Source organism: Pusillimonas sp., assembly GCF_044464525.1.
Lineage (GTDB): Bacteria > Pseudomonadota > Gammaproteobacteria > Burkholderiales > Burkholderiaceae_B > Pusillimonas.
Genome location: NZ_JBIQLE010000012.1, coordinates 21,502 through 46,021, shown reverse-complemented (window position 1 = coordinate 46,021; position 24,520 = coordinate 21,502). Strand labels below are relative to the sequence as shown.

24 protein-coding genes are annotated in these 24,520 nt (G+C 60.5%); 19 read left to right on the top strand and 5 right to left on the bottom strand.

Annotation, left to right across the window (positions count from 1 at the left end; translation table 11 throughout):
• The first annotated feature begins 135 nt into the window (after positions 1–135).
• The 3 genes from ACIY1O_RS08645 to ACIY1O_RS08635 all read left to right on the top strand — a co-directional run bounded on the left by ACIY1O_RS08645 (position 136) and on the right by ACIY1O_RS08635 (position 2,618).
• Complete coding sequence (locus ACIY1O_RS08645) at positions 136–651, top strand: low affinity iron permease family protein (RefSeq protein WP_397474688.1); 516 nt, start codon at positions 136–138, stop codon at positions 649–651.
• A 124-nt stretch (positions 652–775) separates the two neighbouring features.
• Positions 776–1,123, top strand: a complete 348-nt coding sequence (gene fdxA, locus ACIY1O_RS08640) for a ferredoxin FdxA (RefSeq protein ID WP_397474687.1) — start codon at positions 776–778, stop codon at positions 1,121–1,123.
• Positions 1,124–1,199: 76 nt separating this feature from the next.
• On the top strand, positions 1,200–2,618 hold the full coding sequence (locus ACIY1O_RS08635; protein ID WP_397474686.1) for an MFS transporter: 1,419 nt from the start codon (positions 1,200–1,202) through the stop codon (positions 2,616–2,618).
• Positions 2,619–2,681: 63 nt separating this feature from the next.
• On the opposite strand, the gene ACIY1O_RS08630 is transcribed toward ACIY1O_RS08635, so the two are convergent.
• Positions 2,682–3,527, bottom strand: a complete 846-nt coding sequence (locus ACIY1O_RS08630) for an aldo/keto reductase (RefSeq protein WP_397474685.1) — start codon at positions 3,525–3,527, stop codon at positions 2,682–2,684.
• 160 nt (positions 3,528–3,687) lie between these two features.
• Between ACIY1O_RS08630 and panB the strand changes: the two genes are divergently transcribed.
• The 8 genes from panB to ACIY1O_RS08590 all read left to right on the top strand — a co-directional run bounded on the left by panB (position 3,688) and on the right by ACIY1O_RS08590 (position 12,189).
• Positions 3,688–4,512 carry a 3-methyl-2-oxobutanoate hydroxymethyltransferase gene (gene panB / locus ACIY1O_RS08625; protein ID WP_397474684.1) on the top strand — a complete coding sequence of 275 codons (825 nt, stop codon included), beginning with the start codon at positions 3,688–3,690 and terminating at the stop codon, positions 4,510–4,512.
• A gap of 14 nt (positions 4,513–4,526) precedes the next feature.
• Positions 4,527–6,191: a DNA recombination protein RmuC gene (locus ACIY1O_RS08620; RefSeq protein WP_397474683.1), complete on the top strand. Its 1,665-nt coding sequence runs from the start codon at positions 4,527–4,529 to the stop codon at positions 6,189–6,191.
• Positions 6,188–7,120, top strand: a complete 933-nt coding sequence (locus tag ACIY1O_RS08615; RefSeq protein ID WP_397474682.1) for a pseudouridine synthase — start codon at positions 6,188–6,190, stop codon at positions 7,118–7,120. The genes ACIY1O_RS08620 and ACIY1O_RS08615 overlap by 4 nt, the downstream gene beginning before the upstream one ends.
• Positions 7,121–7,271: 151 nt before the next feature.
• On the top strand, positions 7,272–8,009 hold the full coding sequence (locus tag ACIY1O_RS08610; protein WP_397474681.1) for a phosphoadenylyl-sulfate reductase: 738 nt from the start codon (positions 7,272–7,274) through the stop codon (positions 8,007–8,009).
• On the top strand, positions 8,002–8,910 hold the full coding sequence (gene cysD, locus ACIY1O_RS08605; RefSeq protein ID WP_397474680.1) for a sulfate adenylyltransferase subunit CysD: 909 nt from the start codon (positions 8,002–8,004) through the stop codon (positions 8,908–8,910). The genes ACIY1O_RS08610 and cysD overlap by 8 nt, the downstream gene beginning before the upstream one ends.
• Positions 8,910–10,205, top strand: coding sequence for a sulfate adenylyltransferase subunit 1 (locus ACIY1O_RS08600; protein WP_397474679.1), 1,296 nt, complete (start codon positions 8,910–8,912; stop codon positions 10,203–10,205). Before cysD ends, ACIY1O_RS08600 begins: the two co-directional genes overlap by 1 nt.
• 226 nt (positions 10,206–10,431) lie before the next feature.
• Positions 10,432–11,118 (top strand): YggS family pyridoxal phosphate-dependent enzyme, encoded by a 687-nt coding sequence (locus tag ACIY1O_RS08595; protein ID WP_397474755.1) that lies wholly within the window; start codon positions 10,432–10,434, stop codon positions 11,116–11,118.
• A gap of 54 nt (positions 11,119–11,172) precedes the next feature.
• Entirely contained in the window at positions 11,173–12,189 is a 1,017-nt protein-coding gene (locus ACIY1O_RS08590; RefSeq protein WP_397474678.1) for an amino acid ABC transporter substrate-binding protein, read from the top strand.
• A gap of 26 nt (positions 12,190–12,215) precedes the next feature.
• Here ACIY1O_RS08590 and dprA read toward each other — a convergent pair whose 3' ends face one another.
• Positions 12,216–13,337 carry a DNA-processing protein DprA gene (dprA, locus tag ACIY1O_RS08585; protein WP_397474677.1) on the bottom strand — a complete coding sequence of 374 codons (1,122 nt, stop codon included), beginning with the start codon at positions 13,335–13,337 and terminating at the stop codon, positions 12,216–12,218.
• 226 nt (positions 13,338–13,563) lie between these two features.
• Between dprA and def the strand changes: the two genes are divergently transcribed.
• Together def and fmt are read left to right on the top strand one after the other, a co-directional pair.
• The gene (gene def / locus ACIY1O_RS08580) at positions 13,564–14,076 is read left to right on the top strand and encodes a peptide deformylase (RefSeq protein WP_397474676.1); all 513 of its coding nucleotides are present in this window, start codon (positions 13,564–13,566) and stop codon (positions 14,074–14,076) included.
• Positions 14,077–14,108: 32 nt separating this feature from the next.
• Complete coding sequence (gene fmt, locus ACIY1O_RS08575; RefSeq protein ID WP_397474675.1) at positions 14,109–15,047, top strand: methionyl-tRNA formyltransferase; 939 nt, start codon at positions 14,109–14,111, stop codon at positions 15,045–15,047.
• Between the two features lie 75 nt (positions 15,048–15,122).
• Here fmt and ACIY1O_RS08570 read toward each other — a convergent pair whose 3' ends face one another.
• Together ACIY1O_RS08570 and rimO are read right to left on the bottom strand one after the other, a co-directional pair.
• The gene (locus ACIY1O_RS08570) at positions 15,123–15,533 is read right to left on the bottom strand and encodes a DoxX family protein (protein WP_397474674.1); all 411 of its coding nucleotides are present in this window, start codon (positions 15,531–15,533) and stop codon (positions 15,123–15,125) included.
• Between the two features lie 83 nt (positions 15,534–15,616).
• Entirely contained in the window at positions 15,617–16,966 is a 1,350-nt protein-coding gene (rimO, locus tag ACIY1O_RS08565) for a 30S ribosomal protein S12 methylthiotransferase RimO (RefSeq protein ID WP_397474754.1), read from the bottom strand.
• A gap of 158 nt (positions 16,967–17,124) precedes the next feature.
• Here rimO and rsmB point away from each other — a divergent pair, with 158 nt between their 5' ends.
• The 4 genes from rsmB to ACIY1O_RS08545 are packed head-to-tail and all read left to right on the top strand — an operon-like array spanning position 17,125 to position 22,177.
• Positions 17,125–18,468 carry a 16S rRNA (cytosine(967)-C(5))-methyltransferase RsmB gene (rsmB, locus tag ACIY1O_RS08560; RefSeq protein ID WP_397474673.1) on the top strand — a complete coding sequence of 448 codons (1,344 nt, stop codon included), beginning with the start codon at positions 17,125–17,127 and terminating at the stop codon, positions 18,466–18,468.
• 49 nt (positions 18,469–18,517) lie between these two features.
• Positions 18,518–19,105 (top strand): DUF4390 domain-containing protein, encoded by a 588-nt coding sequence (locus tag ACIY1O_RS08555; protein ID WP_397474753.1) that lies wholly within the window; start codon positions 18,518–18,520, stop codon positions 19,103–19,105.
• The gene (locus ACIY1O_RS08550; protein WP_397474672.1) at positions 19,102–21,465 is read left to right on the top strand and encodes a sensor histidine kinase; all 2,364 of its coding nucleotides are present in this window, start codon (positions 19,102–19,104) and stop codon (positions 21,463–21,465) included. The genes ACIY1O_RS08555 and ACIY1O_RS08550 overlap by 4 nt, the downstream gene beginning before the upstream one ends.
• A gap of 10 nt (positions 21,466–21,475) precedes the next feature.
• The gene (locus ACIY1O_RS08545) at positions 21,476–22,177 is read left to right on the top strand and encodes a response regulator (protein ID WP_397474671.1); all 702 of its coding nucleotides are present in this window, start codon (positions 21,476–21,478) and stop codon (positions 22,175–22,177) included.
• A gap of 91 nt (positions 22,178–22,268) precedes the next feature.
• Here ACIY1O_RS08545 and ACIY1O_RS08540 read toward each other — a convergent pair whose 3' ends face one another.
• The gene (locus tag ACIY1O_RS08540) at positions 22,269–23,177 is read right to left on the bottom strand and encodes a methyltransferase domain-containing protein (RefSeq protein WP_397474670.1); all 909 of its coding nucleotides are present in this window, start codon (positions 23,175–23,177) and stop codon (positions 22,269–22,271) included.
• Between the two features lie 86 nt (positions 23,178–23,263).
• Here ACIY1O_RS08540 and ACIY1O_RS08535 point away from each other — a divergent pair, with 86 nt between their 5' ends.
• Both ACIY1O_RS08535 and ACIY1O_RS08530 read left to right on the top strand, forming a co-directional pair.
• Entirely contained in the window at positions 23,264–24,034 is a 771-nt protein-coding gene (locus ACIY1O_RS08535) for a ComFC family protein (RefSeq protein ID WP_397474669.1), read from the top strand.
• 10 nt (positions 24,035–24,044) lie between these two features.
• Positions 24,045–24,515 carry a tRNA (cytidine(34)-2'-O)-methyltransferase gene (locus tag ACIY1O_RS08530; RefSeq protein WP_397474668.1) on the top strand — a complete coding sequence of 157 codons (471 nt, stop codon included), beginning with the start codon at positions 24,045–24,047 and terminating at the stop codon, positions 24,513–24,515.
• Positions 24,516–24,520 lie beyond the last annotated feature (5 nt).

Here is a 24,520-nt window from a genome sequence, read left to right as displayed (position 1 = left end):
GACATAGACGGAAGAGCTGATGCCTATAAATAAAAGGCAAGGCATGAAGCTTGCTGTGGGCGTCCGGGCATCACTTGGCTGCGCGGCATGTCCGCCGGGTTTCAGTGTTGCTGTCGTACTTCTACGGAGTCCGTCATGGAAGAAAAATTTCGTTTTTTGTCTGAGCGCATTGCTCATGGGGCCGGAACATCGTGGTCATTCGTCATCGCGATCGGGCTGGTCCTTACCTGGGCCGTGTCCGGGCCGATATTCGGATTCTCGGATACCTGGCAACTGATCATCAACACCGGCACCACCATAATCACTTTTTTGATGGTGTTTCTTATTCAGAATACCCAGAATCGCGATGCCATCGCCGTGCATCTCAAGCTGGACGAACTGCTTCGGGTGGTCAAAGGAGCCCGTACCGGCATGATCAACCTCGATCAGTTAAGCAATGCAGAGATCGAACAATTGCGGCGCGACCTGGAGAAAATCGGTCGCGAGGGGGGCTGCGACCTTGCGTCGATCGAAGCCCAGATAAGCACCCATACCAAACGTAGGCAGAGCGGCTCGGGACAGTCATCGGAAGAAACACACTCCAAGGGTTCAATCGAGGTGGAGATTCAGAAAGAGGAGCGTCCCAGACCCGGCTCCAACTCATCGACTTAAGTGCCGAACTCGTCCCGAACTTGGACGCTGTCTGTGCTGAGCGCGGCTTCACGAGGCGGCGGTCACGTCACGAAGCCGCCATCCTCCATACGCTAGAATGATGGGTTCCATCTTAGGTTTACCCATGACTTTTGTAGTGACTGAAGCGTGCATCCAGTGCAAATACACCGACTGCGTCAGTGTTTGCCCCATGGATTGCTTCTTCGAAGGCCCCAATTTCCTTGCCATCCACCCCGACGAATGCATTGATTGCTCCATCTGCGTGGCAGAGTGTCCGGTGGGCGCCATCGTCAGCGACCATGAAATTCCTGACGATCAGCGGCACTTCATGGAAATCAATCGCCGGCTTTCCGGCGACCCTCGTTATCGTCGCATTTCGTCAGCTAAAGATCCGATGCCCGATCATGAAAAGTGGGCGCAAATAAAAGATAAGCTTGGCATGCTCGAGGCGGGCGAGGCGGTCGCGCAGTAATCAAGCCGCGGGTGGGCGCTGTGCTACAGTGCTTGCAGTTTACCGTCCCTGATGCGGTAAGTTGAAGGGTTTAGTCATGCCTCAAACTGGTAACACGGCGTCTTGGTCCGAGCTTCTTAGCGGCCGCAATGGCCTGCGTTCTCTCGCCCTGGCGGGCGGCATTGCCTTGCATGCCGTCAACGTCTACATGGTGGCCACTATTCTACCGTCGGTGGTGCGCGACATCGGTGGCTTGCCCTTTTACGCTTGGAACATGACGCTGTTCGTGCTGGCGTCCATTCTTGGCTCCGCCCTATCGCCCACCGCTCTCGACAAGCTGGGTCCGCGGCACGCGTTTCTGGCGGCCATTGCCGTGTTCTCGGCGGGCACCGCCGCCTGCGCCCTGGCCCCTTCAATGGGCTGGATGTTGGCGGGCCGAACCCTGCAGGGTTTAGGCGGCGGCATGTTGCTGGGCCTTAGTTATTCCTCTACCCGCATCGTGTTTGAAGAGCGCCTGTGGCCCAAGGCCATGGCGCTGCTGTCGAGCATGTGGGGCGTGGCTACCCTTGCAGGGCCGGCGATAGGCGGTATTTTTGCCGAGGCCGGCCTTTGGCGCTGGGCTTTTGGCGCGGTGCTGCCGGTGGCGTTGTTTCTTGCCATCCTCGTGCAGACTCAGATCAGGGCCAAGGCTCCGGACGCCAAGCCGGCGGGACGCATTCCCATGGCCCAGATCGCGCTGCTGATCGTATCTGTATTGGTTGTTTCCGTGGCAAGTCTCTCGGCGAACTTGGGCTGGAATGTGCTTGGTATTGTGGTGGCCTTGCTTGTGGGAATCGGAGTACCGCGCCTTGATGCGGCCGGCGCGACACGGCTGCTGCCAGATGGCGCGTATGACCTCAACCGGCTGGGCGGCGTCTATGCTTGCGTGGCCCTTATCGGCATAGCCATCACGGTAGAAATGTTTGTGCCTTATTTCTTGCAGGTCTTGCATGGGCACACGCCGTTGATGGCAGGCTATTTAAGCGCGCTCATGTCTGCCGGCTGGACCCTGGGCGCGGTAATGAGCACCAGCCGTTCGGCCAACACCGCCGACATTTACACACGCCTGGGCCCGATCGTAACCGCAGTGTCGCTGGCCGGCTTGGGGCTGATGCTGCCCTGGGAAGTGCTATGGGACGAAACCTTGCGCTGGCTGCTGACCGTGCCGTTGTTGGGCGTGGGCTTGGGCATTGGCATGTGCTGGCCGCACTTGCTGACATATGTGTTCAAGGTGGCGCCCGCAGGTCAAGAAAACATGGCTTCGTCGGCCATTATCACGGTGCAGTTGTATGCGATGGCTTTAGGCGCCGCCGTGGCCGGGGCGATCATCAACGCAGCGGGGTTTACAGACCCCGGCGGGCTGCAAGGTACGGCCCAGGCGGCCTTGGCCCTCTTGCTTGCCGTGGCTCTGGCTCCGGCATTTACGGCCGTGTTGATAATTAGAGTGGTACGTGGGCGCCGGCAACTTAGAGCCTAGTTGCCGCGTAGCAGTCGATTCAAGCCGCGATCCTCAAGCGCCCGTATGTTGGAAGGCAAAGAATCAACTGGTCTTGGGCAGCCGGAAGCGCTCGGGGTCAGGGCCATGACGGGCGTCTGTATCGTGCAGCGGGGCGATTGCCGCCATGTCTTCGGCGTCGAGCGTAAAGTCGAAAATATTGAAGTTCTCTCGAATGCGCGCGGGCGTGACGGATTTTGGAATGACGGCATTGCCCAGTTGAGTGTGCCAGCGCAGCACCACTTGGGCCAGCGAACGCCCATGCTTGGCGGCAATAGCCTTCAGCGTGGGGTTCTCCCAAAGCAGGCCGTGCCCAAGAGGGCTCCATGATTGGGTCACGATATCGTGTTCGGCATGATATTCACGCAGCTCGGGCTGTTGAAAACGAGGGTTGAGCTCAATCTGGTTGACCACCGGCAATACGCCGGTTTCATCGAGCAGGCGCTGCAGATGCCCGATATTGAAGTTCGACACCCCCAGCGACTTGATACGGCCTTCGTCGCGCAAGCGGATCAGTGCTTCCCACGATTTGACGTACAGGCCGATTTTGGGGGCGGGCCAATGGATCAAATACATGTCCAGATACTCAAGCCCAAGTTTTTCCATGCTTTCGTCGAAAGCGGCCAGGGTTTCGTCGTAGCCGTGCCGGTCGTTCCATAGCTTGGTGGTGACGAAAAGCTCGCGGCGGTCGATGGCGCTGCGGCGGATGCCTTCGCCAACCCCTGACTCGTTGCCGTAGATGGCGGCCGTGTCGACCAGCCGATAGCCGGTATCTATGGCGGTCTTCACGGTGTCGGCCGCGATGTCGTCCTCTACCTGCCAGACACCGAAACCTAATCGCGGTATCGCATTTCCATCGTGCAATTTGATGGTGTTTAGAATATTGGTCATATTGCTCTCCGTGATGCGTGAACGGGTTATGCTGGACCTTGCGCTCAATGGTCGGCGCAGGTTCGATGGAACCGATTATACGTATGTTAAAAAGCACGCCGTACGGGTGCCGGCTTTCAGAGCCAGGCTGCGGCTTGCCGTTAATTTCAAGGAGCAGGATGTGAGCATCCACACCGAAGTCAAGCGCATTAGCGTGCCGCAACTCATGGCCTACAAGGGCGAGCAAAAAATTGCTTCGCTTACCGCCTACAGCGCGCCTTTTGCCCGCTTGCTCGACGAGCATCTCGACATGATCCTCATCGGCGACTCTACCGCCATGGTGGGTTACGACATGCCCAGCACGTTGGCCATTACTCTTGAGCAGATGGCGGCGCACGCGGCAGCCGTGGTGCGTTCGACACAGCGGGCATGCATTATTGTGGACATGCCCTTCGGCACTTATCAAGAGTCTCCGCAGCAAGCATTTCAAAGCGCGGCTCGAATGCTGGCGTTGTCGGGGGTGGACGGCGTCAAGATGGAAGGCGGTGCCGCGCTGGCCCCCACCACCCAATTCCTGGTCGAGCGAGGTATTCCGGTGCTGGCGCACGTGGGCCTCATGCCTCAATACGTTAACACCATGGGCGGGTTCAAGGCGCAAGGCCTCACAGACGAATCTGCCGAGCGCATCTACGACGATGCCGTGGCCCATGAAAAAGCCGGGGCCTTCGGCTTGGTGCTGGAGGGCGTGGCCGAAGGGCTGGCTCGGCGCATTACCCAGGATGTTTCCATTCCAACCATAGGCATCGGCGCTTCGCCCGACTGCGATGGCCAAATCCTGGTCACCGAAGACATTCTGGGGCTGACCGGCGGCCGCATTCCCAAGTTCGCCAGACAGTTCGCCGATGTCGGCGCGCTCATCAGCCAGGCGGTGGGCCAGTATGCCGATGAAGTGCGTTCGGGCACTTTTCCTGCGCTCGAGAACTGCTTTGGCGTTAGAAAGAAGTAGTTGGAATAACGTTCGTGATACAGATATCGTCTTTTATCGTGGGTGCGCTGCTCGTTTTAGCCGGTCTTTTAACCGGCGCAGCGGCTTGTTTTCTGTATGTGCGCAAGGCCGCAGCGGCGCAGCGCTCGCGTCTTGCGGTGGCCGAAGCCGCTATTGCGCAACACCAACAAGACACCGAACGCATTCGCAATGAGCTTGGCCAGGCAGGACAGCGCCTGGAGTCGCTGGCGCAAGAAAAAAACGCACTTGACCGCGACCTTTCGCACTGGAAAGCTGAAGCGGCGGGCTTGCGTGAGCGGCTGGTCGAGTCGCGCGAGGCCCTTACATCCAAGGAAGAATCCCTGCAGGCTACGGCAGATCGGCTCGCCCGCGTCCAGAACGAGCTTGCCAGCCTCAATGCCACGCACGCCGAAAAGCTGGCCGGATACGGAGAGCTCAAGCAGTCGCTCGAGCAATCCCGGCAGCAGTTGAAGACCGAATTTCAGAATCTCGCCAACCAAATTCTTGAAGAAAAGGGCAAAACCTTCGCGCAGACCAGCCAGTCTTCTCTGGATGCTTTGCTAAAACCATTTCGTGAGCAGATTCAAGGCTTCCAGCAGCGTATCAACCAGGTGCACGATGAGTCGGTAAAGGGCAATGCCGCGCTTGGCACCGAGATAAAGCAGGTGCTGGAAGTCGGCATGAAAATGAGCGCCGAGGCCAATACTTTGGCGACCGCCCTGCGTGGCGAGAAAAAGACCGCCGGCAACTGGGGCGAGGTGCAGCTCGAACGCACGCTGCAACTGGCCGGACTGGTTCCCGGCGACCACTACGAAGCCCAAGTGCGCTTCAAGGATGAGGCCGGCAACGCGCGCCACCCCGATTTCGTCGTCAAGCTGCCTGACGACAAGCATATGGTCATCGACAGCAAAGTGTCTTTGGTGGATTATGACCGTGCCATCAACGCGGAGACCGAGGTAGAGCTGCAAGTGGCGCTTGAGGCCCATGTCAAGGCCGTGCGCAACCATATCGACGACCTTTCCCGTAAAGACTACAGCAACCTGATAGGCATGCGCAGCCCCAGCTTCGTACTGATGTTCATGCCGATCGAGCCGGCCTATATAGAAGCGCTCAAGCACAATCGTGACCTGTTCGATTACGGCTACCAGCGCAACGTGGTGATGGTTTCGCACACTACATTGATGCCCATCTTGCGCACGGTGGCTAATCTGTGGCGCATTGCCCGCAGCAACCAAGAGGCGCACGAGCTTAGTGCCCGTGCAGGCGAAATCTACAACCAGGTCGTGGTGGTGGCCGAGAACCTGAAGAAGCTGGGCGACACGCTGGGGACGGTCAGCAATCACTACAACCGCACGGTCACCTCGCTGGCCGGTCGCCAGGGTTTGTACGGCAAAGCCTCCCGATTCAGCGAGCTGTCGGCCAAAGCCAACAAGACCATGCCCAATATTGAGCCTGTGCATACCGATTTTCAAACAGAGAGACTTGAGCTGGTTGTTTCGGCGCCGCTAATTGAGCATGACGATGAGGCCGACAAACTTGCTAAGGAAGGCAAGCCGCAGCAGCGAGACACATCTACTTTGGATCCGGCCATCGAACATCCTGACCCAGACCTCGAGCCAGATCCCGACCCGGGTCTCGACGCGGAGTCGGCGCACAAGGACGCCACCCAACGTTCATGAAGTCCCTGCGCAATGCCCGCTTGATGCAGGCAGCGCCGCTTCCGGTGCGCGACGGCATTGCGCCCAGCCGGGTATATTTGCCCGCGGGGACTTGGTCCACAGTATTCGACTTTCTTCTTGAGCGCTTTCGCTTCGTGCCTGCCGAAGTATTGCGGCAAAGACTGGAAGATGGGGATATTGTGGATGACGCCGGCATCGCTCAGCGGGTAGAGTCGCCATACGTGGCCAATCAATGGCTTTGGTACTACCGAGTGGTGCCTGATGAACCGGTTGTGCCTTTCGAACTTGGGGTACTGCATCGCGATGAGCGGCTCATCGTCGTCGACAAACCCCATTTCCTGGCCAGCATTCCCGGCGGCCGCCATTTGCGGGAAACGGCACTGACGCGTTTGCGTGATCGCTTCAGTTTGCCTCAATTGACCCCTATACATCGTCTTGATCGGGATACGGCGGGTGTCATGTTGTTCTGCGTCGACCCAAGCAGCCGCGGGGCATACCAGCGACTGCTTCAAACACGCGAGGTTTTTAAGGAGTATGAGGCTGTGGCGCCTTGGCGAGCCGACTTGAGGCTGCCTTGCCGTTATCTGAGCCGCCTCGAGCCCGCGGAATCGCATTTCATGATGCAAGAGGTTCAGGGCGAGGCAAACAGCGAAACCTATATTGAGCTCTTGGAGACGGCTGGAAATTTGGCGCGCTATCGCCTGCTTCCCACGACGGGTCGCAAGCACCAGTTACGTGCTCACATGAGCGCCCTTGGTATTCCTATCTGCAACGACCCTTTTTATCCTGAGTGGCGGCCGGCCGATTCCGAGGATGATTACACCCGGCCTTTGCAATTGCTGGCGCGTGCGGTGGAGTTTGTCGATCCTTTCAGCGGGCAGCGGCGGCGCTTTGAATCGCGGCGACAGCTAGAGGCATTTTTTCCTTAGTTCGTGCCCTTTTGTGTTCTTTAGTCGGGGCGGGGCGGTCCAAGAACCTCTTCCAAATACCCAAACCCTATAAACACCTAACGATTAAGTAGTTCCCCAGAAACCTGTCTGGCTCCACACTATCCGATCTGCAATCAAGGATAGATGAAGCGTGACCACCGGAACCGAACCTCTCGACCAGGAAACTCGCCAGAAATGGCAAGCCCTGGTCGATACCCTCACCCAGATCAGCGCACGGCACCCTGACGCCGTCTTCGCATCGTCGCTGGCGGCCGAGGATATGGTGTTGAGCCATGCCATTTTCGGGGCAAAATTGCCCATCGAGATATTTACGCTGGACACCGGCCGCCTGCATCCTCAAACCCTGGCCATGGTCGACCGCATCGCCGAGCGGTACGGTGTTGCCCTACGCGTCGTGCGCCCCGATGCCCAGGCCGTGCAGGAGCACGTTGCCCAGCATGGTGAATTCGGCTTTTACGAAAGCATCGAGCTACGCAAGGCATGCTGCGGCATCCGCAAAGTCGAACCGCTGCGCCGCGCCTTGGCTGGGCATTCCGCCTGGCTGACCGGCCAGCATCGAGACCAGTCCGTTACGCGGTCAGAGCTGGCCGAAGCCGAATACGACCACACATTTGGCCTGCATAAATACAACCCACTCGCGTCGTGGACCGGCGCCCAGATATGGGCCGTCATTCGCGCTTACGGCATTCCGTACAACCCGCTGCACGACCAGGGCTATCCGTCAATCGGTTGCGACCCCTGTACGCGTGCGGTCCGGCCCGGAGAACATCCGCGCGCCGGCCGCTGGTGGTGGGAGCAGGCCTCGTCCAAAGAGTGCGGCCTGCATCAAGGCAACCTGGCATCTGTGAAGGAAACTGAAAATGGGTGATTTATCGCCAAGAACACATCTGGACTGGCTCGAATCGGAAGCCATCTACATATTGCGCGAGGTGGCGGCAGAGTGCGAGCGCCCCGTCCTGCTTTTTTCGGGCGGCAAGGATTCCGTCGTGCTGCTGCGACTGGCAGAAAAGGCCTTCCGGCCCGGAGGATTCCCGTTTCCCTTGATGCACATTGATACGGGGCATAACTTCGATGAAGTCATCCGCTTTCGCGACCAGCGTGCCGCCGAACTGGGGGAGAACCTCATCGTGCGCTCTGTGGAAGATTCCGTTGCCCGCGGTACCGTTGTGCTGCGCAAGCAGACTGATTCGCGCAACGCCGCCCAGGCTGTCACGCTGCTTGAAGCCATCGAGGAATTCGGGTTTGACGCATGCATAGGCGGCGCCCGCCGCGACGAAGAGAAGGCGCGGGCCAAAGAACGGGTTTTTTCGTTCAGGAACGAGTTTGGGCAGTGGGACCCCAAGGGACAGCGCCCCGAGCTTTGGAACCTGTTCAATACCCGAGTCTATCCCGGCGAAAACATGCGCGTGTTCCCCATTTCGAACTGGACGGAGCTGGACGTGTGGCAGTACATCGCGCGCGAAGGCCTGAGCCTGCCGTCGATCTACTATGCCCACGAGCGCCGGGTTGTGCAGCGCCAGGGCCTGCTTGTGCCGATAACGCCCCTGACCCCGCCCAAAGAAGGCGAAACCCCCGAGGTGCGCACGGTGCGATTCAGAACAGTCGGCGATATTTCGTGCACCTGCCCGGTGGCTTCCACTGCCTCGACGCCGCTGGAGATCATTGCCGAAACCGCTATTACCACTATTACCGAACGCGGCGCCACGCGTCTGGACGACCAGACGTCTGAAGCTTCGATGGAGAAACGCAAGAAAGAAGGATATTTTTGATGAATGCCGTACATGAACCATGGGCCGTTGCGGCCGACACGCAGGTTCTTCGATTTATCACAGCTGGTTCGGTGGACGATGGAAAATCAACCCTGATCGGCAGGCTGCTATACGACAGCAAAGGCGTTTTCGCCGATCAGCTCGAGGCGATCTCGCGCTCTAAATACAAGCGTGTCCAGGCCGACGAGCCCGACCTGGCCTTATTGACAGACGGCCTGGAGGCTGAACGCGAACAAGGCATTACCATCGATGTGGCCTACCGCTATTTCGCCACGCCGCGCCGAAAATTCATCGTGGCTGATGCTCCGGGGCACGAGCAATACACCCGCAACATGGTTACCGGAGCCTCTACCGCCCAGGCCGCCATCATCCTGGTCGATGCCGGAAAGGCCAAAGACGGCAAGCTCCTGGTTCAGACGCGCAGGCACAGCGCGCTAGCGGCGCTGTTGGGCATCAAGCACATCATCGTGGCCGTGAACAAGATGGACCTGGTCGATTGGGATCAAAGCGTCTTCGAGCGGATTCGGGCCTCTTATGCCGAACTGGCCGCCAAGCTGGACATCGACGACTTCCATATCGTGCCTATTTCAGCACTCAAGGGCGACAACGTAGTGGCGGCTTCCCCCCACGCGCCGTGGTATGAAGGCCCGCCGTTGCTGTCGCTGCTAGAAGAACTTTCCATCGCTGATCTGGATGCCGACGGCCCAGCGCGGCTGTTCCTGCAATGGGTCATCAGGCATGGCGGCGACTCCAAGGACAGTTTCCGCGGCTATGCGGGGCAGCTCGCCAGCGGAGTGCTGCGCGTCGGCGACGAAGTGAAGATCATGCCCTCGGGCGTGGGCGTCCGCGTGGCGCGGCTTGTCGCCTTTGATCGCGATATCGAGCAGGCCAGGGCGGGCGACAGCATTACCGTCGTGCTTGATCGAGACGTCGACGCCTCTCGGGGTGATCTGATGGTTCGTGCCGATGATTCTGTCCGCGTGGCCAATGCGTTCGATGCTGAAATCTGCTGGCTGGATCAGCAGGCGCTCAATCCGGAGCGGCAATACTGGCTCAAGCAGGGGACTCGCCTGACCAAAGCGCGCGTGCACACTGTTTACACGCGGCGTGACAGCCACGAGCTGGGGCAGGGGGCGTCGGCGGACAAACTGGAAATGAACGATATCGGACGTGTGTCGTTGAGCACGCGCGATGCGCTTGCTCTGGATTCCTATACAGAAGTCGCAGTCACGGGTTCATTTATCTTGATAGACCCTGCCACCCATCAGACAGCGGCCGCCGGAATGGTGCTGTAGACAGGCTTTTTCGTCTTGGCAGAACTTAATCCACCGCCTTGATCCCGAGGTGGCGGCTTTCCATTTCTTGGCGAAGCTCGCGGCGCAACTGGGCTGCCTGGAAGCGGCCGCGCTTAACTGCACTAAACTGTGGGTTTGGTTCGTGCGACCGCGCACCGGTCGCCGCGACGCCGGGGCTTCCCGTCTCGCGTCGTTCGATTATGCCATCAGGGGCCTGTTTTTAGTGATGCCAGATTCTTTGGAAAGCCGGCTTGCAGCCGTTCGTAGCCGTATCGACCAGGCGTGCCGACGAGCCGGCCGATCGCCGGACGAAGTCAGTTTGTTGCCGGTAAGCAAAACATTTCCCTCCGATGTGCTGCGCGAGGCCGCCGCCTTGGGCATCCGCCGCTTCGGGGAAAACCGCATGCAAGAGATTCGGCAAAAAGATGCCGAGCTTACCGACCTGCGGCCCGAATGGGTGTTGATCGGGCATCTGCAAACCAACAAGGCCAGGGACGCCGCACGGCTGGTCAACGAAGTGCAGTCGCTCGACCGCTGGTCTTTGGCCGAGGCGCTGCATGCAAGGCTGCAACTTGAAGAGCGTGTCATTGACGTCTTGGTGCAGGTAAAGACTTCGCCCGAACCCTCCAAGTTTGGGCTTGATGCCGACGAGTTGCCGGAGTTTCTCGACCGTCTTCGTGAATTGCCCACCATGCGGGTGAAGGGGTTGATGACCATGGCGATCAACTCGCCCGATGAAAGCGCAGTGCGCGCGTGCTTCGGTCTGCTTCGCGAATTGCGCGACCGCATGCGGGCGCAAGGCCATACCGGCCTTGATCGGCTTTCCATGGGCATGAGTGGTGATTTCGAGTGGGCGATCGAAGAGGGCTCCACCGAGGTGCGCATCGGATCCGCCATTTTTGGCCCACGATAAAGTGTAAGGATGGGGCTTGGCGCTGTCCGGCCTCGCAAGATTCAAGGAGAAAAAATGCGTCATCCAATCGGTTTCCTGTTGGCATTGGTCTTGTCGTTTGGCGCATCGGCTGCGCGCGCCGATACGCTCGACATTGTCACGCAGCGCGGTTACGTGCAATGCGGCGTGACCACCGGTTTTGCCGGGTTTTCTACACCGGATGACAAAGGCGTGTGGCGCGGGCTGGACATCGACTTGTGTCGCGCTGTCGCCGCAGCGGTTCTGGGCGATGCCGATAAATTCAAGGCCGTGCCGCTTAACTCCCAGCAGCGCTTCACCGCGCTGCAGTCAGCAGAGATCGATGTCCTGGCTCGTAATACCACCGTCACGCAGCAGCGCGACACGGCCCTGGGCGCCATTAGCGCCGGCATCAATTTCTATGACGGGCAGGGCTTTCTGGTGCACAAAGAGCTGGGCGTCACCAGTGCCAAAGAGCTCGACGGGGCGACCATCTGCATGCAGACCGGCACCTCTAACGAGAACACCATGGCCGATTGGGCACGCGCCAACGGCATAAGCTATCGTCCGGTTGTCATCGAGCAGTTCAACGAAGTGGTGAACACCTTTGCTGCCCGACGCTGCGATGCATTCACAACCGATGCCTCGGGCCTGGCCTCAATACGGGTTTCCCGCATGCAGGACCCGGATGCGTACGCCGTGCTTCCTGAACTGATCTCCAAAGAGCCGTTGGGTCCATTTGTGCGGCAAGGAGACGATGCCTGGTTAAACATCGTGAAGTGGACATTGCACGCCATGACCGGAGCTGAAGAGCTTGGGTTGACGAGTGCCAACGTCGATGAGCATCTGGAAAGCGACAATCCCGCCATCAGGCGGTTGCTGGGTGTGACACCCGGCGCCGGCAAGAATCTCGGCCTCGACGACAAATGGGCTTACAACATTGTCAAGCAGGTGGGCAACTACGGCGAAAGCTATGAGCGCAATGTGGGCATGAAAAGCCCGCTTCAGATTCCGCGTGGCCTCAACGCCCTGTGGACCGAGGGCGGCTTGATCTACCCCTTGCCCATACGTTAGTCAGGGGGCAAGCCGGCGCGGCGCCTTCAGGCGCGACGCTGATAGCGGCCGTCTTCCAGGCGATAGAGGGCGTCTTCCAGCTCCAGCCTAAGCAACAGGCTGCTCAGCTCGGACATTTCCATGCCGGTTCGCGATTGAAGCGTATCGACGTCAACCGGGTCATGGCCCAGCGCGCCCAGTACGCGCGCTTCGGACGTATGCGGCTTGAATAGGGACGGTTGCGGCGCAGCTGTTGTGTCTGCCGCCGCGAGCTGGCCCAGTTCCTCGAGGATGTCCTGACCCGATTCGACCAGCTTCGCGCCCTGCCGTATTAGCGCATGGCAACCCCGCGACAGCGGCGAGTGGATGGAACCCGGAATGGCGAACACCTCGCGCCCAAGCTCTGTGGCCAGGCGAGCGGTGATCAAAGAGCCGCTTTGTTTGGCCGCCTCGACCACCAGGACGCCCCTGGCCAGCCCGGCTACGATGCGGTTGCGCCTGGGGAATTGATGGGGAACAGAGGGAGTGCCCAAGGGCAGTTCGGACACCAGGGCGCCTGCGGTGGCGATTTGTCGAGCTAAATTCAGGTTTGCCGCCGGGTAGATGATGTCGATGCCGGTGCCCATGACGGCAATGGTCGAGCCCGCCTGGGCTCCCGCCTCGAGCGCCCCTTCATGGGCCGCCGTGTCGATACCGTGGGCCAGCCCGCTGGCAACGCACAGCCCTTGTTGAGCCAGGTAGCGTGCGAACGAGCGCGCATTGTCGCGGCCTCCGGGTGTGGCGTTGCGTGCGCCTACGACGGAAATGGCCGGCGTACTGAGCAGCTCTGCACGTCCATTGACGTATAACACCGTGGGCGGGTCGTGGGTATCGAGCAGCGCGGCAGGGTAGGTGGGGTCGGCCAGGGTCAGCAGATGATGCCCCGGCTGCGCAAGCCATTCCAGGGTGCGCTCGATCAAGGCTTGCGTGTCCGCGGCGAGTGGCCGACGCATTTGGGTGGCCAGCTCAGTGGGCAGGTGCTTGGCGAGGGTAGCCGCCGACGCGTCGTAGATGTCCTGCGGCAGCCCGATAGCGGCCAAAAGAGCGCGGGCCCCTGTCGGGCCGATGCCGGGCTCGAGAGTCAGGCGCAGCCAGGCGCGGATCTCTTCAATGGAAGCGGGTGTGTGCATGGCGCAAGTTTGGCATATTGCGTGGTGCTTTGGCGCGGTGATGGCGGGTAAAGTCACACTCGCCTTGCTGCTTGCAGGCCGGGCGGGGTTGGTGAGCGCATGCTTTAAGCTGCTTTATGGAAAAACTCGTTTTGTTATAATCAGTTAAGGAAAAACCCCGCTGTAAAGCCCTTTATTATGCCCGTGGCTCGAATTTGCGGTTTTTTTCTAGAGTTTTGGATTATTTATGGCCCTGCTTCCTATACTTCGTTATCCCGATCCACGCCTGCACAAGGTTGCCAAACCCGTGCAGGCTGTCGACGATCGAATCCGCCAGCTTGTCCGGGACATGGCCGAAACCATGTACGACGCGCCGGGCGTGGGCCTGGCCGCCACCCAGGTTGACGTCCACGAGCGGGTGGTGGTTATCGATGTTTCCGAAGAAAACAACGATCTGCTGGTGCTCATCAATCCCGAGATCACCTGGAAAAGCGACGATCAGCAAGTCTACGAAGAAGGCTGTCTTTCGGTTCCCGGTGTCTACGACGAGGTCCAGCGCGCTGCGAAAATCCATGTGCGGGCCCTTAACGAGCAAGGCGAGCCGTTCGAGTTCGACGCTGAAGGGCTGTTGGCCGTCTGCGTGCAACACGAGCTTGATCATCTTCTGGGCAAGGTCTTTGTCGAATATCTTTCGCCGCTCAAGCAAAACCGCATCAAGACCAAAATCCGCAAGCAAGAACGCGAAGCGCTCAAGGCCTAGGGCCCCTCGAACACATTAATAGGCTTGGACTCATGCGCGTCGTTTTCGCCGGCACTCCGGAATTTGCCCGCCTGGCGCTAGACGCCGTGCTTGCCGCGGGCCATGACATTCCCCTGGTATTGACCCAGCCCGACCGCCCCGCCGGACGCGGCCTCAAGCTGACGCCCAGCGCGGTCAAGCAGGCGGCCGTGGCCGCCGGTATCCCCGTGTTGCAGCCGCGCGGCCTGAAGCTGGACGGCAAGTATGCGGAAGAAGCCCAGGCGGCGCGCCAGGCCCTGCTCGATGCAAAGCCCGACGTCATGGTGGTGGCGGCCTATGGCCTGATATTGCCGCGCTGGGTGCTCGAGCTTCCGCCGTTGGGCTGCCTGAACATCCACGCCAGCCTTTTGCCGCGCTGGCGCGGCGCGGCGCCCATCCAGCGCGCCATTGATGCGGGCGACGCGCAAACCGGCATCACCATCATGCAAATGGACGAAGGGCTGGACACCGGCGACATGCTGCTGGTTCGGTCGCTGCCCATTACGCCCGACCACACGGCGGCGAGCCTGCATGATGAATTGGCCGGCCTCGGCGCACAAGCCATTGTCGAGGCCTTGCGCGTGCTCGCGAACGGGCCGCTGGCCGGCGCCAGGCAACAAGAAGAGCAAGCCACATACGCGGCCAAGCTGGAAAAGTCCGAGGCGCCGCTCGACTTCACCCAGCCGGCCCGGGTGCTTGCCAGGCGCGTGCGGGCCTTTAATCCCGTGCCTGGTGCAACCATGGTCTTGCCGGGCCTTGATTCCCCGGTCAAGGTATGGCGGGCGCAGGCGTTGCCGCAAGCGGCCGAAAACCGGCCGGGCGTGGTTGAATCCGCCTCGGCGGAAGGCATCGATATCGCCACCGCGGATGGCGTGTTGCGGGTGCTCGAGCTGCAGAAAGCGGGCGGCAAGCGGCAGCTCGCCGCCACCTTCATACAGGGGTGGCAACCGTAGGGCGGCATGGCAACGGGCCTGCCAAGAAGGCAGGCCCCGTTCGTTCAGGCCTGGCGCCCGCGTTGCATGCGCCCGTCAGTTCCAGCGGCCGCTGCGGCCGCCCAGGCTGTACGAGCCCGCGCCCAGGAAGATCAGCGCAACGGCGGTAAACAGGAACATGCCCTGCAGTTCGAGCTGCCAGCCTCCCGAGCCGGTAAGCATGAATAGCTGATGGCTGTGCGCCAGAAGAATGGCCACGACCATGTTGATGGCGATCAGCAGGGCGCCCAGGCGGTTGTATATGCCCAGGATCACCAGGATGGGGGCGATTACCTCGCCCACATAGGCGCCCCAGGCGAAGAAGGCGGGGAGGCCTTGCGCCGTAAGCATGGATTCAATGCCGCCGATGCCGTTGAAGAGCTTGGCCAGGCCGTGCATGAGGATGAGAATGCCCAGGGTGAGCCGCAGGATCAGCCGGCCCAGATCATCGCAGGATGTAGAAGACATGCGCTTGGACTCCTTGGTATGTAGGTCCGGCCCACCGAAAGTCGGTGAAGGAAGCCGGGTCCTTGGCAAGCGGCAGTTTATACCTAGGTAGCCTCCGCGTACAGGTCGTATTCGTCCGAATCGGTGACCTTCACCCGCAGCATGTCGCCCGGACGTGCGTTTTTGGCGCCGCTGACGAAGACGTTGCCGTCGATCTCGGGCGCATCCGCGCTTGAGCGGCCGACGGCGCCGTCCGCGTCGACTTCATCGATAAGCACCTCGATTTCGCGGCCCACCTTGCGTTCGAGTCGCTGGGTGGAAATGGCTTGCTGATGGGCCATGAAACGGTCCCAACGCTCTTGCTTCACCTCGTCGGGCACGGGGTCGGGCAGTTCGTTGGCCCTGGCCCCTTCCACCGGCGAATACTGGAAACAGCCCACGCGATCCAGTTGCGCTTCGCTCATCCAGTCGAGCAGGTATTGGAAATCTTCTTCGGTTTCGCCCGGAAAGCCCACGATGAAGGTGGAACGCAAGGTCAGGTCGGGACAGGCCTCGCGCCATTTCTTGATGCGGGCCATGGTGCGGTCTTCGAAGGCCGGCCGCTTCATCAGCTTGAGGATGCGCGGACTGGCATGCTGGAAGGGGATGTCCAGGTAAGGCAGCAGCTTGCCGTCGGCCATCAGCGGAATCACTTCGTCCACGTGCGGGTACGGGTAGACGTAATGCAAGCGGGTCCATACGCCGAAGCCGGCCAGCGCTTCGCAAAGCTGCGTCATGTGGGTCTTGATTGGCCGGCCGTTCCAGAAGCCGGTGCGAAACTTCATGTCGATGCCGTAGGCGCTGGTGTCTTGTGAAATGACCAGCAGCTCTTTGACGCCTGCATTGACCAGACGCTCGGCCTCGCCCAGCACGTCGCCGATGGGCCGGCTGACGTGGGTGCCGCGCATCGAAGGGATGATGCAGAAGCTGCAGCGATGGTTGCAGCCTTCGGATATCTTCAGGTAGGCGTAGTGCCGGGGCGTCAGCTTGATTCCTTGCGGCGGCACCAGGTCGACATACGGATCATGTTCGAGATTGGGCGGCGCCGCCTCGTGTACGGCGCGCACCACTTCCTCATATTGCTGCGGCCCTGTGACCGCCAGCACGGCCGGATGCACGTCGCGGATGACGGATTCTTCGACCCCCATGCAGCCGGTGACGATGACCCGCCCATTCTCGGCGATGGCCTCGCCGATGGCGTCCAGCGACTCGGCCTTGGCGCTGTCGATGAAGCCGCAAGTGTTCACGACGACCACGTCGGCGTTGTCATAGTCGGGCGTGATGACGTAGCCTTCGGTGCGCAATTGCGTCAGGATGCGTTCGGAGTCGACCAGCGCCTTGGGACAGCCCAGGCTGACAAAGCCCACTTTTTTGCGGCCCGCGTTCGGGGGGCCCGCCTTGGGGGAGACCGCCATGGGGCGGCCCGCGTCAGGGGAATTCATGAGTAACCTTTGCAAGCCTTGCGGCTTCGTAAAAATCGTTGTTCAGTATTCGCATGCCCGCGCCTGAAGCGCGGGGCCATTTGATGATAAAGTCCGCACAGATGAACCGCGCCTCTGGATGACCGCAACTCGTGCCTGCCAATAACACTCCATTGCAACGCATTGCGTTGTCAGAAACCCTGCTTGCCTGCGCTCGGACCGTGCAGGCGGTACAGTCGGGGCGCTCGTTATCCGAGGCGCTTGCCGCTACGCCGGCCAATCTGCGCGCAGCAACGCAGGCGATCAGTTTCCACGTCATGCGGCGCCTTGGCCTGGCTAATGAAATCAAGGGCTTGCTGGTGCAGCGCACGCCCCCCAACCCCTTGTTCGACGCATTGTTGCAAGTGTCGCTGGTGCTGCTTGACACTGCGATGGAGGCGACCGAGGGCGCGTCAGGCACCGAGCCCCATGTGCCGGTATATGCAGTGCACACTGTGGTGGATCAATCGGTAAGGGCTGCGGATGCGCCGGGTATGCGCCCGTACAAGAAGCTGTTGAATGCGGCCTTGCGTCGCTTCACACGTGAAAGAACTGATATTTTAACCCAGGCGCGCCGCAAACCCGCCGCGCGCTGGAACTATCCTTCGTGGTGGATAAAACAACTCAAAGCCGCCTACCCCGATCAGTGGGAGTCCTTGTTGCGTGCCGGTGATCGGCCGGGGCCCATGACTTTGCGCGTCAACGTGCGCCGCGCTTCGGTCAGCGAGCTTCAAGACCGGTTTGCTCAGGCTGGTATTGAAGCCGTGAGGGTGGGCGAGACAGGGCTGATGTTGGCTCAGGCCCGGCCGGTGCACGAAATTCCGGGCTTTGACGAAGGCTGGTGGTCAGTGCAGGATGCCGCCGCACAAAAGGCGGCCCTTCTGCTTGCGCCGTTCGATGGAGCCCGGGTGTTGGATGCCTGCTCGGCGCCCGGAGGCAAGGCGGCGCATGTGCTGGAGTCCGCCCAAGTCGAGCTGTGGGCGCTTGACAACGACGCCGTCAGGCTTGAACGGGTGGGCCAGAACCTGGATCGGCTGGGCTTGCGTCACGATCAAGTACTCTTGCGTTGCGCCGACGCGGCAGACACTTCAGCGTGGTGGGATGGCAATCCCTTCGACCTGGTGCTGGCCGACGTGCCCTGCACGGCTTCCGGCGTGGTTCGCCGGCACCCCGACATACGCTGGCTGCGCCGCGAGGCCGACGTGGCCCGCACAGCCGTCTTGCAGCAGAAGATCATCTCGGCCTTGTGGAAGGTCGTCAAGCCGGGCGGACGCTTGCTGTATGCTACATGCTCCATTTTTCCCCAAGAGGGCGAGCAACAAGCGCAACGATTTATGCAAGCGCATGCGGATGCCGAACGGCTGCCTGCCCCGGGGCAGATATTGCCCTTGCCGGATGTAGGGAATCAGGCATCGCAAGATGGATTTTTTTACGCCCTGTTTGCCAAGCGGGCCTAAGACGTCAACAATAATGCTTTCGCCCTTGCGGCGTTCAACCGTGAGCTCAATGATTTTTCGAGTCTGCTCGCTATTTCTGTTCTGCCTTGCCGCTACTTTGTCCGGGGCGAACATCGTTGTGGCCCAGCCTGAGGCCGAACGGGTGGTGCGCGTTGAGCCTCTCGTGCGAGACGCCCGGCTCTACATCGATGCAGACGTCCAGCTCGAAATCAGTTCCGAATTGCGTACTGCCGCACAAAAGGGCGTTCCGGTCTATTTCTCGGCCGATCTCAAGATTACGACGCAACGCTGGTGGTGGTTCGACAAGGTGGTCGTTGACGAGCAAATGACCTGGCGCATTGTGTACAACGCCCTGACGCGGCAATGGCGGGTGGGGACAGGCGAGCTCTCCATTCCGGTGGCATCGCTGGACGACGCCCTGACCTTCGTGCGCAATATCCGCGGCTGGGCGGTGGCGCAAACCGCCGAGCTAGAGATCGACCAACAATACAACGGCCGAATTCGCGTGCGGCTCGACACCTCCCGACTGCCCCGTCCTTTTCAGATCGACGCCTATAACAGTAGTGCCTGGGCTTTAGCCACTCCATGGAAAGATTTTCAGTTTTCGATTTCCGCCGGCGAACACCAGCCCTCTTGAGATGGGGGTTGCGCCTTGCGCTGCTGGTCGCCGCGGTCAGTGCGCTGGCCCTGCTTGGCCTGCTTGTATGGTCGACGGGCAACGCCTCGCGCTATGCGCAGCAGTACGACATGTTGCTGATGCTCAATGGCGTGCTGGCTGTCGCACTGATCTTCTGGGTCGGAGTGCTGGCAGCGCGATTGCTGCGCCAGATCCGGCGGCGCCAGTTCGGGTCGCGGCTTACCGCACGCTTCGCGCTTTACTTTACCTTGATCGGCGTGCTGCCCGGCGCGCTCATCTATGTGCTTTCCGTGCAGTTCATGTCTCGCTCCATTGAGTCCTGGTTCAATGTGCGGGTCGACAGTGCGCTCGAGGCAGGTTTGAATTTGGGGCGGGCGGCCCTGGATGCCCAGCTTGCCGAAGTACGCAGCCGAGCCAAGGTGATTGCGACCTCACTGAACGACACCAGCGATTCCGATATGGCCATTGCCATCACTCGGCTGCGTGAGGCCGGTGGTGTGGCCGAGGCCATGGTGTTTACCGGCAATGGAAGGCTGGTGGCTTTTTCTTCATCCGACTATGGGCAGTTGATACCCGATGGCCCCCCCGCGCACGTGCTCAATCATCTGCGAGTGTCGCGCACCTACGAGGCCGCCGAGGCGGATGAACCACCCGGCGCCGAAGCGGGTGACGAGGATCAAGACCTTCTATCCAGCAGTGATCTGGGCTTGCATTTGCGCGTCGTGTTGCCGGTGCGTTCGCTCGACAGGGTGTCCTCGGCCTTGGGCGTTTCCCCCGAGACACGGTGGCTGCAGGTGATTCAGCCGGTTCCCGAGCAGATCGCACGCAACGCAAATCAGGTGCAGCAAGGTTTTCGCGACTATCAGGAACTTGCTCTATCGCGCCTGGGCTTGAGGAAGCTTTATGGAATTACCTTAACGCTCGCTTTGATTCTGGCGGTCTTTGCGGCGGTGGTCGTGGCGTTGGCCGTGTCGCGTCGCTTGGTCAGGCCCTTGTTGACTTTGGCGGCCGGAACCCAGGCGGTGGGTGTCGGCGATTATCGGCCCCTGCCCGAGCCTCCGGAAAAGGACGAGGTGGGCCAACTGACCCGGTCGTTCAATGCCATGACCCGTCAGCTTGACGAGGCCAGGCGCATGGTAGAGAACAATCGTCAGCAGTTGGAACGATCCAACGTCTATCTTGAGTCCGTCTTGAGCAATCTCTCGTCGGGCGTGCTGGTTTTCGACGAAGGCTTCCGGCTTAACTTGTTCAATCAGGGCGCGCAGAGCATTCTTCATGTCGACTTGCGTTCGGCCAAAGGCCGTCCGCTGGAAACGGTCGAAGGGGCGTTCAAGCTTTCGCAATTGATTCGCCACGCATTTTCGGCGCACGAGGCGGTGGGTTCCGAGCGCCCTTATTGGCAGCAGCAGTTCGAGCTGGAGCTTGATGGCGACGGAGGCGGACGTGAGAATGGGCGCCATCATGTGGTGACGCTTCTGGCGCGTGGCACGCATCTTATGGTTGACGGACGAGGCAACGGTTATCTTGTGGTGTTCGACGACATCAGCGAGGTAATATCCGCCAACCGGGCGGTAGCGTGGGGTGAGGTGGCCCGACGATTGGCCCACGAAATTAAAAACCCGCTCACGCCCATACAACTGTCCGCCGAGCGCCTGGCCATGAAGCTTGCCGATCGCCTGGACGAGTCCGATGCGGCGATGCTGATGCGGTCGACCAATACCATCGTCAACCAGGTGACGTCGCTCAAGCACATGGTGGATGATTTTCGTGAATACGCCCGCACGCCGCCGGCGCAGATGCAGAACATCGACATCAACGACCTGGTGGGCGACGTTCTGATACTGTACGGATGGGACCCTGGCGAAGGCGCTTTGCGCAGCGACGGGCGCAGTGTAAGGATAGAAGCGGTTTTCGAGGCTGGCTTGCCGACCATCGAGGGCGACCCCACGCAGTTGCGTCAGCTCATCCACAATCTGGTCGCCAACGCCCGCGATGCCGCATGCCAGATGCAGCCGGTCGAAGAGGCGTGCATCTACGTGCAGACCAGGCTCATGGAAACCAGTAAAGATGATGGAGAGCGCCAGCAGGCGGTGCGCCTGACAGTATCCGACAATGGTCCGGGCTTCGAGGCGCAGGTGCTGTCACGCGTGTTCGAGCCCTACGTTACAACCAAGGCAACGGGTACGGGGCTGGGGCTGGCCATTGTCAAGAAAATAGTTGAAGAACATGGCGGGCGCATTGACGTTGCCAATCGGCGCGAAGGCGGTGCGCGTATTTCCATCCTCTTGACCCGCTTGGCCAGTTCGAGTTCTGATATAGACTCAAAACTGCAAGCGGACGATAATGCGGGAAAAACATAGGTGAAGCTTTATGGCCAGAATTCTGGTTGTTGATGACGAAATCGGTATTCGCGAACTACTGTCCGAAATTCTCTACGACGAAGGACATACAGTCGAACTTGCAGAAAACGCTGCCGAGGCGCGCGCTGCGCGTCTGCGACGGCGGCCCGACCTCGTTCTTCTCGACATCTGGATGCCGGATACCGATGGCGTCAGCCTGCTCAAAGAGTGGGCGTCGCAGGGTCTTCTCGACATGCCTGTCATCATGATGAGCGGTCATGCCACGGTCGATACCGCAGTCGAAGCCACTCGCATTGGCGCTGCCGATTTTCTAGAAAAGCCCATTACGTTGCAAAAGCTGCTCAAGACCATCGAAACGGTGTTGGCGCATCCTGTTGCGGGGTCCGGCCTGGTTACTACCGCGCGTCCCGCCGCACCGCTCGATCCTCACGTCCAGCCGCTTACCACCGTGCCGGTTCCCGAACTTAGCCAGCCGGTCGCCCCCATTCCCGAAACCAGCAACTCTCTGCTGGGGGGCATTGCGTTGGACCAGCCCCTGCGCGATGCGCGCGACGAGTTCGAGCGCATCTATTTTCAGTATCACCTGGGCCGTGAAAATCACAGCATGACCCGTGTATCTGAAAAAACGGGTCTTGAACGCACCCATCTTTACCGCAAGCTCAAGCAACTGGGAATCGAAACCTCCCGCCGGAAAAGCAGCAGCAACAGCTGATACGGGGTAATTTCCCGGCATGGCGGCGTCCTGATCGGGCCGCCGGACGTTGGAAACTGTTGTCGCCAAGCTGCCAGGCGCGCCGTAAGGCCTATCCGCTGGGTGGCCTGCGTGTAATCGAATCGATCGAAATACGAGTCTCGCCTGCTATCCGCCTGGATGCTGCCCGCCAGGCGTGGCCGTACGCCACCTCCAGCCTGAGATGTATGGTGCCGTCCATGTGACGCTGCTTTTCCAGGGCCGCGACCAATCGATTGCGCCATTGGCGACCGGCCAGAGCAGGCCTGCGGCCGAGGCTGGGGTTGCCGCCCAGAATGCGCAAGTCGTCCAGCAGCTTCTGGGCGCTGCGATAGGTCAGAGTGAGGATTTCCTGGTCCATGACCGGGTCGGCAAAGCCTTGTTCAAGCAACAAATCGCCAAAATCGTGCATGTCGACAAACTGCGGAACCGCTGTGCGAAGATCGGCGTCGGCCAAGGCGTTGCGCACTTCTTGAAGCGAACCTGGGCCCAGGCACGAGAACATGGCCAAGCCGCCGGTACGTAATATCCTTCGCCACTCCGCCAGCACATCGTGCGGCCGATGATGCCAATGCAAGGCCATATTGGACCAGACCAGGTCTTGGCTTTCGGGCGGCAATCCGGTGTCGGCCATGTCGGCCGTGATGAATCGCGCCTCTCGAGTGGGTTTGTTGCGCAGCTTCTGCCATAGGCTCGGCCGGGTGGCATGGCGATTCAGCGCGGTCTGGATCAGGGGCGGACAAGAGTCGATGCCGGTGTAATCGATGTTGGCATACTGGGCGCGCAGCGGCTCAAGCGCATGGCCCGCCCCGCAGCCCGCATCCACGACAGCCTGGGGCTGCAGCTTGATGTAGCTAAGGCGTTGCAGCATTCGCTGCGCGATTTCGCCATACAGGAACTGTGCGTTATCCAGTGGCGCACGCCGTGCGAATTGCCGGATGACGTGTGTGGGGTTCAGCGGTAGGGTTGGGGGCTGTGACATTTGTGCGTTGAGGGTCTGGCCGATGCCGCAGGGGCATGCTTTGATGGGCGCTTGCCCATGCCGAACGAAATTCCAAGGGGTTAATTATGGCCGATCCGCCTCATCGATGCGAATCACGGCGCGTCGCATTGCGCATAAAACTGAAGGCTGGCGTGCGGCGCGTCCTTGACCACGTGCCCACCGACTGTCCGTTGTGTCTGGGGGTCTCTCGAGGGAGCCGGCCTTGCGAGGGCTGCCTGGACGACATCTGGTCGCGGTCGCCGCCCCATCGTTGCCCCGTCTGCGCCCTGGGGCTGCCAAGGGGCCTGGCCTGCCCCGATTGCGCGGCCCTTGGGCCGGCGTTCGAACGCGTCGTGGCGGCTTTCGATTATGGCCCGCCTGCCGACCAGTTGATCCTGCAGTTGAAGAACTCGGGTCGCTTCCAGCATGCACGCTTCATGGCTGATTTGCTGGCCGGCTCGCTGCAGGCGCAAGCCCCCGAGCTGGCTGACAGGATTACAATCGTTCTGCCCGTGCCCTCCAGCCGCCAGGCTTTGCGTCGGCGCGGCTTCAATCCTGCCGGAGAAATCGCTCGCCAGGTTGCCGCCCGGCTTAATCTGCCCTATCGTCCGGGCCTGATCCGGCGTGGTCGCGAGGGCATCAGCCAGAAAACCTTGGGTCGCGCCGCCCGCACCCAGGGCCAGGCCGACCGCTACATCTGTCTTGGCCGCATGGATGGTGCAATGGCCGCAGTGGTTGACGACGTACTCACCACAGGCGCCACCCTGCATGCGGTGGCTGAGGCTTTGAAGCGGTCAGGTGCGGCGACGGTGGTGGGCTTGGTGGTGGCGCGCACACCGTATCGACAAGAGAACTGACGGACTAACAATGTTTCATATCGTGCTGGTTTCCCCCGAGATCCCTCCCAATACCGGTAACGTGATCCGGCTGGCGGCCAATACAGGGGCGGCCTTGCATCTGGTTCGGCCCATGGGGTTCGAGTTGGACGACAGCAAGCTCAAGCGCGCCGGCCTTGATTACCACGAGTGGGCCAGGGTATGCGTGCACGACGACCTGAGCGCTGCCCTGGACGCAACGGCGGCGCCCGCAGAGCGCTGTTTCGCCATGACGACACGAGCAAGCACTTGCCTGGGCGGCCAGCAATTCAAAGCGGGTGATGTATTCGTCTTTGGACGAGAAACAGCCGGTTTGTCGGCCCAAGACCTTGAACGCTTCGCGCCCGTCCAGCGGCTGCGTCTGCCCATGCTGCCCGATCAGCGTAGCCTGAATCTTTCCAACGCCGTGGCCGTTACGGTGTTTGAAGCCTGGCGGCAGCAGGGGTACGAGGGCGGCGTGTAATATGC